This window comes from Streptomyces sp. NPDC055099, from assembly GCF_053607685.1.
The window spans coordinates 66,465-79,624 of sequence record NZ_JBSGUA010000006.1 but is presented as its reverse complement, the minus strand read 5'-3'; the positions used below and the strand labels follow the sequence as shown (position 1 = coordinate 79,624).

Sequence of the window (13,160 nt, the reverse complement as noted above, 5' to 3'; positions counted from 1 at the left end):
TCAGAGGCCGCGTGCCGGGTCGGCGAGGGTCTCCCAGAACATCGCCTCGTAGCGCTGGAGCAACTGCCCGTGACGCAAGGCGAAACCGGTCGCGTCAAGCCCATGACCCATGCCCGCACGCACCGCGGCAAGCGCCTGCCGCTCCAGGTCGGGAGCGGGCTCGGCGAAGAAGGCGAAGAACCCGCAGGCCTCCTCGCTGAAGCCGTAGTGCGCCGGCAGGGCATCGGCCAGCGTCGCGCAATAGGCGCCCCAGGAGACGAAGTTGGCGGTCAGGGCGAGGACCACGTCGACGGGGGTGCCGTTCAGGGCGAGCCAGGCCACGTACGCCGGGTAGGCCTGGCAGCCCGCCCGCGGCTCGTACGCGTCGGCGTCGGCCTTGTCCACCCCGCACGCGGCGACCAGGGCGCCGAGGCGGTCGAAGGCGAGCGTCTCGCCCTCGGCGAGGGTGCGGAAGAACGCCTCGCACTCGGATTCGCCCGCGTCGGCCGAGCGTGCGGCCAGGTGCAGGAAGGAGCGGCGGTCGGCGGGGATAACGGAGCGCTGCTCCAGCGCGAGAGCGGTGATCGCGGAACGATTCGCGGTGCCGTCCGCGAGGCGTGGGACGAGCGGGTTGGCCGCCGGATCGGGCGCGAGCCGCGCCACCACGTCGTCGAGCAGTTCCTGTGCGGTCCGTGTCATCGTCCGTCCTTCCCGCCTTCGGCAGAACCGGCTCTCTTGACGGCCCCTCAAGGAGCGCCACATCGTAACGGGACGCGGTACGAGGGGGCAGGCCATCCCGCCTCTTTCTACAGTGTTGTAGTTTTTAGTTCCCGGCCCTGACCACGGCCGGTACGCACTTCATCTCAGGACTTCAGGAGGACATCGTGGGAGTTTCCCTGGCCAAGGGCGGCAATGTCTCGCTCAGCAAGGAGGCCCCCGGCCTCACCGCCGTCCTGGTCGGCCTGGGCTGGGACGTCCGCACGACCACCGGCACGGACTACGACCTGGACGCCAGCGCCCTGCTCTGCGACGACTCGGGGAAGGTCGTCTCCGACCAGCACTTCATCTTCTACAACCAGCTCAAGAGCCCCGACGGCTCGGTCGAGCACACCGGCGACAACCTCACCGGCGAGGGCGAGGGCGACGACGAGGCGGTGAAGGTGAACCTCGCTCAGGTGCCCGCCGAGATCACGAAGATCGTCTTCCCGGTGTCCATCCACGACGCCGAGAACCGCGGCCAGAGCTTCGGCCAGGTCCGCAACGCCTTCATCCGCGTCGTCAACCAGGCCGACAACGTGGAGATCGCCCGCTACGACCTCTCCGAGGACGCGTCGACGGAGACCGCCATGGTCTTCGGCGAGCTCTACCGCCATGGCGCGGAGTGGAAATTCCGCGCGGTCGGCCAGGGTTATGCCAGTGGGCTGCGCGGCATCGCGTCGGACTTCGGCGTGAATGTCTGACGTGCGCGTCTGACGAACGGCAACAGAAGGAGCGGGACGTGTACGGCGATCCGGCAACAGTGCGCAAGATCCTGACGGAACTCGGGGACACCTGGGCGGTCGTGGGCCTGTCCACGAACGAGGAGCGGGCGGCGTACGGGGTCGCCGGCGTCCTGCAGCGGTACGGGAAGCGGGTCGTCCCGATCCACCCCAAGGCCGAGACGGTGCACGGCGAGAAGGGCTATCCGTCCCTCTCCGCGGTGCCCTTCAAGATCGACGTCGTCGACGTCTTCCTCAACAGCGCCCTCGCGGGCCAGGCCGCCGAGGAAGCCGTCGCGATCGGCGCCCGGGCGGTCTGGTTCCAACTGGGCGTCATCGACGAGGCGGCGTACGAGCGGACCCGGGCCGCGGGCCTCGAGATGGTGATGGACCGGTGCCCGGCGATCGAACTGCCGATGCTCTGACGCTCCGCCGGCCGTGCGGGGACGGTGCTGCGACGGGTGGGTTCCTCAACCCACCCGTCGCAGCGCCTTCTCCCGGCGCCGCGCCACGCTGGAGCCCGACTCCTTGCGGGCCATCCGGCGCAGCACGACCGGGGCCACCAGCAGGCCGGCCACGGCCCACAACCCCAGCACTCCGGCCGTCTCCCAGTGCCGCCAGGAGTCGGCGATCTCGATGCCGACCGCACTGTCCGGCAGCAGGGCCGAGCGCATGCCGAGCCCGAGCCAGTAGATGGGGAAAACCTGGGCGACACCCTGCAGCCAGTCCGGCATCGCGGTGATCGGGTAGAAGATCCCGGAAATCGCGATCAGGCCCAGGATCGGGAGCTGGATGAGCCCTTGGCTGCGCGCGCTGGTGAACACCGACCCGAGCACCGCGCCGATGGGCAGGGTCGCGAGCATCCCCAGGACGAGGACCCAGGCCAGCGTCAGCCAGGAGCCGGCGCCGCCGAACGCGAGGCCCTCCACGAGCAGGATTCCCGGGATCAGCAGGATCGCGAGGTCGGCGAGCAGGCCGCCGGACACGGAGACGACCTTGCCGATGAGGTAGCCCGGCATCCCGTTCGGTGTCGCCTTGGCGCGCAGCAGGGTGCCGTCCTCCCGTTCGGCGGTGAGCGCCTGGCTCATGCTGACCATGCCCATCGCGGCGTTCATGCCGAGGATGCTGGGCAGGGCCAGGGTGCCGAGCAGGAGCCCGCTCGCACCGAAGGCCGTGTCCCTCATGAAGAAGAGGACGGTCAGCATCAGGACCGGCCAGAGCAGGTGGGACAGCACGTCGCCGCCGTTGGTGAAGGACTGCCGCAGTTCGATCAGGCCACGCGCCAAGCCCGCGCGCACGGACGCACGCGTCACGGACGTCGCACGCGTCGCGTTCACAGCGTCGTCACCGCCTTGCCGGTCTCGCCCTCGCCTCGCACCAACGCCAGGTACGTGTCCTGCAACGAGGCCCGGCGGACCTCCAGTTCACCTACGGCCTCGCCGTACTCCCGGAACAACCCACGGACGAACGCCGTCGACGCGGCCGTCGTCCTGACGAAGCGCCGCCCGCCACACGTCCAGCGCACCTCGTCCTGCCCCGCGATCCGCCGCGCCAGCTCGTCGGGCGAACCGTCCGCGATGATCCGTCCCCCGGCGAGGATCACGATGCGGTCGGCGAGTCTGGCCGCCTCGTCCAGGTCGTGCGTCGTGAGCAGGACCGTGGTCTCGTGGTCGTCGGCGAGGCGGCGGACCAGCCCGTGGAACTCCTGCCGCGCCTCCGGATCGAAGCCAGCCGTGGGCTCGTCCAGAAACAGCACTTCGGGGCGGCCCACGATGCCGATCGCCACGTCCAGCCTGCGCCGCTGCCCGCCGGACAGTGTCTTGACCTTCTTGTCGGCGTGCGAGGACAGGCCAACCGCGGCCATGAGTTCGTCGGTGTCCCATGGGCGCCGGATCGTGCCGGTCGAGTACGGCGCGTAATACCTCCCGAGGTGCGCGAGCAGCTCACGCACCCGCCACTTGCCGTGGTCGCGCCAGGACTGCAGGACGACCCCGATGCGCGCACGCCATGCCTCGGTGCCGTGCGCCGGGTCCGTGCCGAGCACCTGGACCCGGCCCGCCGAACGCATCCGGAACCCTTCCATGATCTCGATCGTGGTGGTCTTGCCCGCCCCGTTCGGCCCGAGCAGCGCGAGCACTTCGCCGTGCCGCGCCCGGAACGTCACCTCACGCAGGACGTCGGCCGTGCCGTAGCGCATGCGCAGCCCCTCGACATCGAGCACCACGTCCTCGCTCGTCTTCGTCACCTCGACTCCTCCCCGTATCCGTGCGGACAGCGGATATCGGCGAAGCTACGTTGCGTTCAACACGTCTTCAATGAATAACTGGACGAACAGCGGCTCCACACAGGGAATTTCGTGGATTCATTGCAATGGACTTGCCGTTGAACGCAAGACCGCGAAACCCTCACCACGATCAGAGGGAAGGGGGCCGATGCCCGTGCCGGGTGGCAGGCTGACCCATCAGGACCGCCGGGACATCGGCGCGGGCCTGGCCGAAGGGCTCGGGTACGCCGAGATCGCCCGGCGCATCGACAGGCCCACCTCGACCGTCAGCCGCGAGGTGGCCCGCAACGGCGGCCCGCGGGGTTACCGCGTCGACCACGCCCACCTGGCCACCGAGCGGCGCGCCCGGCGGCGCAAGCGAATCCCGCGCCGCGATCCGGCCGCTCCCCCCGACGCGTACGGCCGCGACCCCGACGCCGTACGTGACTTCGCCGAGCACCTCGCGGCCCTGATGGTCAGGACCGGGGTGCCCCGCATGGCCGCCCGGGTCCTCGCTCGGCTCATCACCGACGACTCCGGCAGCCTCACCGCCGCGGACCTGGTCCAGCGGCTGCGGGTCAGCCCCGCCTCGGTGTCCCTGGCCGTCCGCTACCTGGAGGGCCTTGAGGTGATCCGACGCGAACAGGAGCCCGGGCAGCGTCGCCGGCGGTACGTCATCGACGACGACGTCTGGCTCCGGGCCTGGACGACCAGCGCCCAGAAGCACGCGATGTGGGCGGAGACCGCCCAGCGGGGAGTGGAACTCCTCGACGCGGCTACGCCCGCCGGGGCCAGGCTCGCCCACATGAGCCAGTTCTTCGCGACCCTCAGCGACGACATGAGCGGTGGCTCCGGAGTCGTCGAGGACGCGCTGACCGTCCTGGCCGCACAGCGGCACGCGGGCACAGCGCTCCCGGTGGCCCAACTGGCCACCGCACTGGGGTGGCCGCAGGACCGCGTGACCGAGGCCCTGAGCTGCGCTGGAGCGGACCGTCTCACTCCGGCGCAGCTCCGGGCCTTGGGGGGTGGCCGCGCCTAGGTTGCCTGGGCACGGCCACCCCCCGGCGGCCGGGGGGCGTCAGGCCGCCGCGCCCACCAGAGCGGGGCGCTCGGCTTCCCGCAGGCGCTCCATCAGGGCGATCCGGGCCCGCGCCACGCGCGAGCGGACCGTGCCCACCGGGCAGCCGGTGAGCAGCGCGGCCTCGGCGTAGGGCAGGCCGAGGAGCTGGGTGAGGACGAAGGCCTCACGCCGTTCGTCGGGCAGTGTCGCGAGCAGGTCGGCGAGGACCACGCCGTCGTCGAAGCCCGGCAGGCCCCTCGGCTGGGCCCGCTCCGCGGCGGACTGCCAGTCGTCCGTGTCGCAGAGGCGGGGCCTGGCCGCGGCGTGCCGCAGGCTGTCGATCACCGCGCGCCGGGCGATGGAGAGCAGCCACGTACGGGCTGAAGAGCGCCCTTCGAACCGGTGCAGGCTGCCGAGGGCGCGCAGGAACGTGTCCTGCGTCAGGTCGTCGGCGGCCTGCGGGTCGCCGCCGAGGTACGTCACGTACCGGCGGACGTCCCGGTGGAGGGCGCGTACGAAGTGCTCGACCGCTTCGGGGTCTCCGGCGCGGGCGGCGAGCGCCCAGGCCGTTATCGACTCGTCGGGTGAGCTGGGCAGGGCAGGAATGATCACCTGGTGTCCTTCTCGGGATTCCGGGACCCGGACACGCCGTGCGTACGTGCGTACGTGCGTACGTGCGTAGAGCGTCCGGCGGGTCCGGTGAGGGGGGTACGGCCGCGCGAGAGTGCGCGGAACCGATGCCCGAGCCGTCAGGCCGCGCGCGATGGCGCGCGGGAACGGCGTCGGGGAGCCGGCTGTCAGGCGACAGCGGTCCCCGCGGGCGGACCCCGAGAAGTGATGGCGTGGACAAGGAGCAACTGCCGCGGCCGGCCCGCCGAACGGTGGCGGTGGAACCGGATACGGGGCCGGTGTGCGGGCGTGGGCAGTGCGAGAGGCACCCGCAGCGGGGCGACGAGCCACGCGGCGAAGGCACGCGCGACACGGAAGGCCGCGCGTTCGCCGTGCGCGAGCCAGAGGCCGCAGAGGAGCGCGGCGAGCAGGTGGGCGGCGAGCATGCCGGTCGGCGACATGCCGCTCATGTCGTGGCCGCCGCCCATGTGATCCATGTGCTCCATGTGCTCCATGGCGGAGCCCATCGAGGACGCGGGCATGGCGGGCATGGGCGCCGTGCTCGCGTCGGGCATCGGCGCGGACATGGCCGAGCCCTGCCCCCGCCCCATGCTGCCCATCGAGTCGGCGCCCATCGGCGCGGCGCAGAGCATGTGCTGCACCCAGCGCCGCAGGAGCGGCACTCCGGCCGATGGCTGCGCGGCGGCCTGGGCCAGGGAGAACCCGGAGTGCAGCGCGGCCTGAGCGGCCACCGCCGCGGAGACGACCAGGGGCAGCCCCCGTTCGCGCCCGGCGAGCAGCCACGCCGTGCCGCCGACCCCGACGGCTCCGGCTCCCAGCGTCCACCAGGGCACCGAGGTCCCCGACATCATGACGTGCCCCAGGGCAGCGAGCAGCACACAGACGGCCGCGAACACCGCGGCCCGTACCGCGCGAGAACACCCTCCAGCAGTCATGGCGGGGACATCCTTGCATTCGCGCCCCTCCTTTCACGGATGGGTACGCGAATTGACCCCGCCGTGCTCATCGGCCGGGGGCGCCGGAGTGCATGTCCCCCATGTCGTCGCCGGAGTGCATGCCGCCCATGTCCCCCTCATGCGTCCCGGACTCGGTCTCTCTCCCGGTCTCGGTCTCTGTCCCGGTCTCGGTCTCGGTCCGCTGTGTGGCGGGGGCGCCCGGCCCGACGGCCGACCCCACGGCGTACGACACCGCGAAGATCACCGCGAGCAGCACGAGGAAACCGCCGAGCAGGGGCAGGGGGGACCGGTCGCTCATCCCTGACACTCGCTCATCCCTGACACTCGTCCTCCTGACACTCGTGACGCGACAGCGCGGTACCGTCGCGGCCGCGCCTGTTCAGGAGTCGGCCGCGCGGGGACTTGAGTTCCCGCGACCTACCGCCCACTTGACCTCAATCGAGCTTCAGGTATGAGCCTGGCCGCATGAATCCGACCTCAGAGGCAACCACCGAAGCCGTGGCCGACTGGCTGGGCCGGCACGCCCGCCCCCTCGACGCCCATGACCCGTCTGCCGCGGCGGACGACCTGCGCCCGCTGGGCGATGCGCTGGCGGGGGCCGAGATCGTCGCGCTCGGCGTGGGGTCCCGAGCCACTCATGAACTGTCCGTCGTCCAGCACCGGATGCTGCGTCATCTGGTCGAGGAGCGGGGTTTTCGCTCACTCGTCCTCGAAGGGGACGATCCGGCACGGCTCGGCCTCGACGCGTACGTCCTGACCGGCGCCGGCGATCCGCGGGTGCTGCTCTCCGAGGCCCGCTCCTTCCTGCGGACCGGCGAGATTCTCGACGTACTGCGCTGGATGCGCGCCCACAACGAACGCAACCCGCACGACCCCGTGCGACTGGCCACGTCGCCGTCGCTGTCGGCGATGCCCGTCGGCGGTCTCGCGGGGATCGAGCGGGCCGTGGCCGAGAGCGTGATCCGGTGGTACAAGCGCACCCGTCAGAAGACCGTCTACTGGGGCGGTATCGTCCACACGGCTGTAGGCGCCCCCCGGACGGTGTCCTCACCCGCTCCGCATCCCCACCGCAACGCGGGCGGATACCTGCGCGAGCACTTCGGCAAGGGGTACGCCTCCGTCGCGCTGACCTTCCACCACGGCGCCGGCCATCCCGTACCGCCCGCGGACTTCGCCGATGCGGTGCTCGGTGCCGTCGACCTGCCCGCGTACTTCCTCGACCTGCGGGCCCCGCGCCCCGCGCCCGTCGACGCCTGGCTCGGCGCTCCCGCGAGGACCCGCCTGGTCGGCCCCACCTACGACGCGCGCGAGGACGCCGACCACCACCTCTCCGGCAGCTCCCTCGCGCAGTGGTTCGACGCCGTGGCGCATGTCCGCGAGGTGACTCCGGCCAGGGCTCTCGGGGATGCGGTTCGGCCTTCGGGGCAGCTCACGCATGAGCGGGCAGCTCATGGCCGCCGATGACCGCCTGGGCCTCGGCGGCCAGCTCCCGGCGGTCGGACCCGCGCAGCGGGGCGTGCGCGGTGACCCGTACGGCCAGGCCGCGGGCACGGGCCACGCGGTGCAGTGAGGCCCCGAAGGACTCGTCGCCGAGGAAGGCCGCCGTGGTGCTGCGCGTGCCGTGCCGGTAGTAGCGGATGGTGACCGGCCGTACGGGCGCGCCCGCGTCGGCGGCCGCCTGGAAGGTGGCGCGGCGGAAGCGGCCACCGACCACGGAGCACCAGGTGGTGGCCTGCGGGAAGACCAGGACGGAGCGGCCCGAGCGCAAGGTCGACGCCAACTCGGCCACCACGTGGGGAAGTTGGCGTATTCCGTCGCGGTCGATGAACTGGGACCCGGCCCGCCGCGCGAGGGAGCCGATCACCGGCCATCGGCCCACCTCCCGCTTGGCCAGGACCGTCACCGGCTCCACGGCGAGCAGGCTGACGACGTCGAGCCAGGAGATGTGGTTGGCGACGATGAGGGTGCCGGGCCCGGAACCGGTCACCGTCAGCCGCTCCGGCCCCGCGTCGAGGCGTACGCCCAGGGCCCCCAGGATTCCCCGGGCCCGCGCCCGCAGCGCCCCCGGCTCCGCCAGCCGCGCGCCCTGCGTCACGCCGACGCCGATCTCGTACGTCAACGCCGCGTACCGGCGGGCCAGTTCGGCCGGGGGGACCTCCGGCGCCGAGCGGGTCACGCAGGCCGGGGTGCACAGCGCCGCCGGGGTGCCCGCGGGGTTCATTGCGTCTCCCCCAGGAAGTAGCGGCGGTAGCGGTCGCCGAGCCGGTCCATGTCCAGGAGGACGAAGAAGTCGGCGACGTCGAACTCGGGGTCGTGCGTGGGCGCCCCGCACATCCACGCCCCCAGGCGGAGGTAGCCCCTCAGCAGCGGCGGCAGGTCGGTGTAGGCGGGCCGCTCCACCGGCGGCGCGGTGGGCACCCAGGGGCGCCGGGGCTGCACCCGGAGCTCGGGCGGCGAGGCGTGCCGGGACGTGCCGAGCAGCCAGGCGCTCGACGCCGCCCTGCCGCCGTCGGACAGCGGCACCGAGGCGCAGCCCGCCAGATAGCGGTGGCCGGAGAGCAGGACGTAACGGGCGAGGGCCGACCACATCAGGTTGATCACCGCGCCGGAGCGGTGGTCGGGGTGCACACAGGAGCGGCCCGCCTCGATCGTGGAGGACCGCAGCCCCTCCAGCGCGCGCAGGTCGAACTCGCTGTCGGAGTAGGACGTCTCGGCCCGGCCGGGCGGCATCAGACGGTAGGTGCCGACGACCTCGCCGGTGGCGGTGTCGGTGACGATCAGGTGGTCCGCGAGGTCGTCGAAGGGGTCCACGTCGTGGCCGGGCAGGGAAGTGTGGAGGGTGGCACCCATCTCCTCGCCGAAGACGCGGTACCGCAGCCGCTGCGCGGCCCGGATCTGCTCTTCGGAGTCGGCGACGGAGGTGACGTACGCACGGGTGACGGCGGGAGCGGAGGGCGTCAGAGGGGTAGCGGATGTCGAGGGCATGACAGATCCGGTCTCCGTTCGGGGAGGGTCGTCTGCCGGATGAGGAGCAGCACGTACAGCACGGTGATGGCCCCGGCTGAACTGCGCACGATGGCCGCGAGGCCGATGGTCAGGACACGCGTGAGCATCAGGTGAACGGCGCTCGCAAACACCTGTCGGCACTTTCGCCGGGTCATCAACGGCCGGGGTAGCGTGCGCACATGATCAGAGTGCTGCTCGCCGACGACGAGGCGATGATCAGGGCCGGGATACGGGCGATCCTCGGCACCGCCGACGACATCGAGGTCGTCGCCGAGGCGGCCGACGGGCGCGAGGCGGTCGACCTCGCCCTCAGGCACCGGCCGGACGTCTGTCTCCTCGACATCCGGATGCCGCGGTTCGACGGCCTTCAGGCGGCCGCCGAACTGCACAAGCTCGCACCGGAGACGGTGGTGGCGATGCTCACGACGTTCTCCGAGGACGAGTACATCGCGAGTGCGCTGGGCTCCGGGGCCGCCGGTTTCCTTCTCAAGTCCGGGGCTCCGCGCGACCTGATCGCCGGGGTCCAGGCTGTCGCCGACGGCGGCGCGTATCTCTCCCCGTCGATCGCGCGGCGGGTCATCTCCCACCTCGGTGCGGGCACGCTCGGCAAGCAGGCCACCGCGCGGGCCCGCATCGAGGAGCTGACGGAACGCGAGCGTGAGGTGCTCGCCCTGGTCGGGGCCGGTCTGTCGAACGCGGAGATCGCCGGGCGACTGCACGTCGTCGAGGGCACGGTGAAGGCGTACGTCAGTCAGGTCCTGGCCCGCCTCGGCTTCAAGAACCGGGTGCAGGCCGCGATCCTGGCGTACGAGGCGGGGCTCGTCGGCGAAAAATGAGGGCCCCGGCGTCCGGAGTGATCGGCGATCCTTGGCGGATGCGCGGCGCAAACGGCTGGCTCTCCCGGCTCCCTCCCCGGTCCTCCCGGCTCCCTCCCCGGTCCTCCCGGCTTCCTCCACGGTTCTCCCGGTTCCTTCCCCGGCTCTTCGACATCGCACTGTGGCTCGTGGTGTGCGCGCCGCCGTTCTCCGCCGCCCTCGGTCCGGGCGGCCGTGACGCCGTCGTCGCGGCCGTGGGAATCCCGCTGCTCGGGGGCGCTGTCGCCCTCGGCAGGCGGTGGCCGCTCGCCGCGCTGGCCGTGCCCGTCGCGCTGAGTCTGCTGACGGACCCGGAGATGCTGACGCCCGTGTACTGGGCGGCGCTCGCCGTGTTCGGGTACCTCGCCGGCAGCCGTACGGCCGTGACGCGTCCGGCGCTGTGGTTCTTCGGGGCGGTCGCCGTGGCCGGACTCGTCATGAACGGGTTCGTGGCGAGCGATCTGTGGGGCTGGCCCACGATGCTCCTGACCTTCCTGCCCGGCGTGGTGCTGCCCTGGCTTCTGGGCCGGTACCGCCGTCAGTACGCCGAGTTGACGGCCACCGGCTGGCGGCTCGCCGAGCGCATGGAACGCGAGCAGCAGGCAGTCGCGGACCGCACCCGTATCCGCGAACGGGCCAGGATCGCGGGCGACATGCACGACTCGCTCGGCCACGACCTGACGCTCATCGCCGTCCGGGCGGGCGTCCTCGAGGTCGATCCCACCCTCGACGCCCGCCAGCAAGCGGCCGTCGCGGAGCTGCGCGAGGCCGCGGGCGCGGCGACCGAACGGCTTCGGGAGATCATCGGCGTGCTCCGGGCCGACGACGAGGCGCCGCCCAGGGTGCCGTCGGAGGAGAGCCCGGAAGCCGTGGTCGAGCGCGCGCGGGCCTCCGGGGTCGAGGTCACGCTCGAACGGTCGGGGGCCACCGATGACCTGCCGCCGATGGTCGCCCTCGCCGTCCACCGCGTGCTCCAGGAGTCCCTGACGAACGCGGCCAAGCACGCGCCCGGCGCCGCGGTCCGGGTCAGCATCGCGCGGGACGGCGACGCGCTGCGCCTGACGGTGGTGAACGACCCGGCCCCGGCGGGCCGCCTGCCCGGAGTGGCGTCGGGCGGCAGCGGACTCGTCGGCCTCGACGAGCGCGTGCGCCTGGCGGGCGGCACGCTCCGCGCGGACCCCACGGCCGGCGGCGGCTTCGAGGTGACCGCCGAGCTGCCCGCGGCCGGCGCCGCCCCCCGCACCGCGGACACTCCCCGGCCCACCACCTCCGCCAGGGAACTGGAGCTGGCCAGGCGGCGGATCAGACGGCGGCTGACCCAGGCGGTCCTGACCCCGCTCGCGGTGCTTGCCGGAATCCTGCTGCTCATGCTCCCCCTCAGCCTGATCAGCTCCGCCTTCTCGGTCCTGGACCGAGAGGTGTACGACGGCCTGCGGACCGGGCAGCCGCGCGCTGAAGTCGAGTCCCGCCTTCCGGACTTCACCATGGACGGACCGCCCGACGGCGCGCCCGCGACACCGCGCGGCCAGGACTGCGCGTACTACAGCACCCGCTTCATGTCGGGCGACGGCTACCGCCTCTGCTTCGACGACGGGCGGCTCGTGTCCAAGTCGGTGGTGGGCGGGGGCGACTGAAGCGGCGTGCCGTGTGACCGTACAGACTCAGGCAGCACCCTCGAACCCAAGACAAGAGAAGTAGGGCAGTGATGGCGACGACGCACCACGAACCGGCAGGTCACCTCCCCTTGGAGGGCATCACCGTCGTCAGCCTGGAGCAGGCCGTCGCCGCCCCCTTCGCCACCCGCCAGCTCGCCGACCTCGGCGCCCGCGTGATCAAGGTCGAGCGCCCGGGAGGCGGTGACTTCGCCCGGCGTTACGACACCACGGTGCACGGCCAGGCCAGCTACTTCGTCTGGCTCAACCGCTCCAAGGAGTCCCTCACCCTGGACCTCAAGTCCGAGGAGGGCAGGGCGATCCTGCATGAACTCCTCGCGGGCGCCGATGTGTTCGTGCAGAACCTCGCCCCGGGCGCCGCGGACCGCCTCGGCCTCGGCGCGGACGAACTCCAGGCCCTTTACCCCTCGTTGATCCCCTGCACGGTCAGCGGGTACGGCACCAGCGGCTCCTGGTCCCAGAGGAAGGCGTACGACCTGCTGGTGCAGTGCCAGACCGGGCTGCTCTCGCTGACCGGCACGCCCGAAGAGGCGGTGCGGGCGGGGATCTCGGTCGCGGACATCGCGGGCGGAATGTACGCCTACAGCGGCATCCTGACCTCGCTCTTCACCCGGGCCACCACAGGTCGCGCACGGGCCGTCGAGGTCTCCCTCTTCGACGCGCTCGGCGAGTGGATGGGCCAGCCCGCCTACTACACGCGGTATGGCGGCACTCAGCCGCCACGGGTCGGCGCACGGCACGCGACGGTGGCGCCCTACGGCCCGTTCACCGCGTCCGACGGCAAGGACGTGCTGCTGTCCGTGCAGAACGAGCGCGAGTGGGCAGCCCTGTGCGAACAGGTCATCGGGCAGCCCGAATTGACCGACGACCCGCGGTTCGCCACCGGCTCCGACCGGGTCGCGCACCGCGACGCGCTCGACGCGATCATCTCCGCGCGGTTCGCCCAACTCGGCAGCGACGAGGCGATGGAGCTCCTGGACCGTGCCAACATCGCCAACGCGGGAGTGAATTCGGTCGCCGAGTTCCTGGACCACCCGGCGCTCGTCGAGCGCGACCGCTGGCGCGAGGTCGCCATTCCGGGCAGCTCTTCCCCGGTGCGGGCGCTGGTGCCGCCCGCGGACCTGAAGGGCGTGGCCCCGCGCATGGACCCGGTACCGGCGGCGGGCGAGCACACCGAGCTGATTCTCGGCGAGCTGGGGCGCGGCCCTGACGACATCGCGCGGCTGCGCGAGGAGGGGGTCTGCGGGTGAGCGGGGCCAAG

At 72.2% G+C, this 13,160-nt stretch carries 15 protein-coding genes; 7 read left to right on the top strand and 8 right to left on the bottom strand.

Annotated elements, in window-relative coordinates; genetic code table 11:
- On the bottom strand, nucleotides 1-678 hold the full coding sequence (locus ACWFRU_RS17240; RefSeq protein ID WP_453687747.1) for a thiaminase II/PqqC family protein: 678 nt from the start codon (nucleotides 676-678) through the stop codon (nucleotides 1-3).
- 185 nt (nucleotides 679-863) lie between these two features.
- Between ACWFRU_RS17240 and ACWFRU_RS17235 the strand changes: the two genes are divergently transcribed.
- On the top strand, nucleotides 864-1,439 hold the full coding sequence (locus ACWFRU_RS17235; RefSeq protein ID WP_363206712.1) for a TerD family protein: 576 nt from the start codon (nucleotides 864-866) through the stop codon (nucleotides 1,437-1,439).
- Between the two features lie 38 nt (nucleotides 1,440-1,477).
- Nucleotides 1,478-1,882, top strand: a complete 405-nt coding sequence (locus tag ACWFRU_RS17230) for a CoA-binding protein (protein ID WP_453687745.1) — start codon at nucleotides 1,478-1,480, stop codon at nucleotides 1,880-1,882.
- Nucleotides 1,883-1,927: 45 nt separating this feature from the next.
- On the opposite strand, the gene ACWFRU_RS17225 is transcribed toward ACWFRU_RS17230, so the two are convergent.
- Nucleotides 1,928-2,794: an ABC transporter permease gene (locus tag ACWFRU_RS17225; RefSeq protein ID WP_453687744.1), complete on the bottom strand. Its 867-nt coding sequence runs from the start codon at nucleotides 2,792-2,794 to the stop codon at nucleotides 1,928-1,930.
- On the bottom strand, nucleotides 2,791-3,654 hold the full coding sequence (locus ACWFRU_RS17220; RefSeq protein WP_453688298.1) for an ABC transporter ATP-binding protein: 864 nt from the start codon (nucleotides 3,652-3,654) through the stop codon (nucleotides 2,791-2,793). The genes ACWFRU_RS17225 and ACWFRU_RS17220 overlap by 4 nt, the downstream gene beginning before the upstream one ends.
- Nucleotides 3,655-3,889: 235 nt before the next feature.
- Between ACWFRU_RS17220 and ACWFRU_RS17215 the strand changes: the two genes are divergently transcribed.
- Nucleotides 3,890-4,759, top strand: a complete 870-nt coding sequence (locus tag ACWFRU_RS17215) for a helix-turn-helix domain-containing protein (protein ID WP_453687742.1) — start codon at nucleotides 3,890-3,892, stop codon at nucleotides 4,757-4,759.
- Between the two features lie 39 nt (nucleotides 4,760-4,798).
- Here ACWFRU_RS17215 and ACWFRU_RS17210 read toward each other — a convergent pair whose 3' ends face one another.
- From ACWFRU_RS17210 to ACWFRU_RS17200, 3 genes are all read right to left on the bottom strand, one after another.
- Nucleotides 4,799-5,392: a sigma-70 family RNA polymerase sigma factor gene (locus ACWFRU_RS17210; protein WP_361843367.1), complete on the bottom strand. Its 594-nt coding sequence runs from the start codon at nucleotides 5,390-5,392 to the stop codon at nucleotides 4,799-4,801.
- Nucleotides 5,393-5,577: 185 nt separating this feature from the next.
- A complete protein-coding gene (locus ACWFRU_RS17205; RefSeq protein WP_453687740.1) occupies nucleotides 5,578-6,345 on the bottom strand; it encodes a hypothetical protein in 768 nt (255 codons plus the stop codon).
- A gap of 67 nt (nucleotides 6,346-6,412) precedes the next feature.
- Nucleotides 6,413-6,664, bottom strand: coding sequence for a hypothetical protein (locus ACWFRU_RS17200; RefSeq protein WP_453687738.1), 252 nt, complete (start codon nucleotides 6,662-6,664; stop codon nucleotides 6,413-6,415).
- 167 nt (nucleotides 6,665-6,831) lie between these two features.
- Between ACWFRU_RS17200 and ACWFRU_RS17195 the strand changes: the two genes are divergently transcribed.
- The gene (locus ACWFRU_RS17195; protein ID WP_453687737.1) at nucleotides 6,832-7,830 is read left to right on the top strand and encodes an erythromycin esterase family protein; all 999 of its coding nucleotides are present in this window, start codon (nucleotides 6,832-6,834) and stop codon (nucleotides 7,828-7,830) included.
- Here ACWFRU_RS17195 and ACWFRU_RS17190 read toward each other — a convergent pair.
- Both ACWFRU_RS17190 and ACWFRU_RS17185 read right to left on the bottom strand, forming a co-directional pair.
- Nucleotides 7,796-8,587 carry a lysophospholipid acyltransferase family protein gene (locus tag ACWFRU_RS17190; RefSeq protein ID WP_453687735.1) on the bottom strand — a complete coding sequence of 264 codons (792 nt, stop codon included), beginning with the start codon at nucleotides 8,585-8,587 and terminating at the stop codon, nucleotides 7,796-7,798. The genes ACWFRU_RS17195 and ACWFRU_RS17190 overlap by 35 nt on opposite strands.
- Complete coding sequence (locus tag ACWFRU_RS17185) at nucleotides 8,584-9,351, bottom strand: GNAT family N-acetyltransferase (RefSeq protein ID WP_453687733.1); 768 nt, start codon at nucleotides 9,349-9,351, stop codon at nucleotides 8,584-8,586. The genes ACWFRU_RS17190 and ACWFRU_RS17185 overlap by 4 nt, the downstream gene beginning before the upstream one ends.
- A 200-nt stretch (nucleotides 9,352-9,551) precedes the next feature.
- Between ACWFRU_RS17185 and ACWFRU_RS17180 the strand changes: the two genes are divergently transcribed.
- The 3 genes from ACWFRU_RS17180 (at nucleotide 9,552) to ACWFRU_RS17170 (ending at nucleotide 13,149) form a co-directional block, all read left to right on the top strand.
- Nucleotides 9,552-10,208 carry a response regulator gene (locus tag ACWFRU_RS17180; RefSeq protein WP_453687731.1) on the top strand — a complete coding sequence of 219 codons (657 nt, stop codon included), beginning with the start codon at nucleotides 9,552-9,554 and terminating at the stop codon, nucleotides 10,206-10,208.
- A gap of 38 nt (nucleotides 10,209-10,246) precedes the next feature.
- A complete protein-coding gene (locus ACWFRU_RS17175) occupies nucleotides 10,247-11,860 on the top strand; it encodes a sensor histidine kinase (protein ID WP_453687730.1) in 1,614 nt (537 codons plus the stop codon).
- Between the two features lie 71 nt (nucleotides 11,861-11,931).
- Entirely contained in the window at nucleotides 11,932-13,149 is a 1,218-nt protein-coding gene (locus ACWFRU_RS17170; protein WP_453687728.1) for a CaiB/BaiF CoA transferase family protein, read from the top strand.
- The last annotated feature ends 11 nt before the right edge of the window (nucleotides 13,150-13,160 follow it).

Excerpts from the sequence above, each read along its gene's own strand:
- ACWFRU_RS17240 (WP_453687747.1), bottom strand. The coding sequence starts at position 678 with ATGACACGGACCGCACAGGAACTGCTCGACGACGTGGTGGCGCGGCTC.
- ACWFRU_RS17215 (WP_453687742.1), top strand. The coding sequence starts at position 3,890 with ATGCCCGTGCCGGGTGGCAGGCTGACCCATCAGGACCGCCGGGACATC.
- ACWFRU_RS17220 (WP_453688298.1), bottom strand. The coding sequence starts at position 3,654 with ATGCGCTACGGCACGGCCGACGTCCTGCGTGAGGTGACGTTCCGGGCG.
- ACWFRU_RS17185 (WP_453687733.1), bottom strand. The coding sequence starts at position 9,351 with ATGCCCTCGACATCCGCTACCCCTCTGACGCCCTCCGCTCCCGCCGTC.
- ACWFRU_RS17170 (WP_453687728.1), top strand. The coding sequence starts at position 11,932 with ATGGCGACGACGCACCACGAACCGGCAGGTCACCTCCCCTTGGAGGGC.
- ACWFRU_RS17190 (WP_453687735.1), bottom strand. The coding sequence starts at position 8,587 with ATGAACCCCGCGGGCACCCCGGCGGCGCTGTGCACCCCGGCCTGCGTG.
- ACWFRU_RS17180 (WP_453687731.1), top strand. The coding sequence starts at position 9,552 with ATGATCAGAGTGCTGCTCGCCGACGACGAGGCGATGATCAGGGCCGGG.
- ACWFRU_RS17205 (WP_453687740.1), bottom strand. The coding sequence starts at position 6,345 with ATGACTGCTGGAGGGTGTTCTCGCGCGGTACGGGCCGCGGTGTTCGCG.
- ACWFRU_RS17175 (WP_453687730.1), top strand. The coding sequence starts at position 10,247 with ATGCGCGGCGCAAACGGCTGGCTCTCCCGGCTCCCTCCCCGGTCCTCC.
- ACWFRU_RS17195 (WP_453687737.1), top strand. The coding sequence starts at position 6,832 with ATGAATCCGACCTCAGAGGCAACCACCGAAGCCGTGGCCGACTGGCTG.
- ACWFRU_RS17200 (WP_453687738.1), bottom strand. The coding sequence starts at position 6,664 with ATGAGCGACCGGTCCCCCCTGCCCCTGCTCGGCGGTTTCCTCGTGCTG.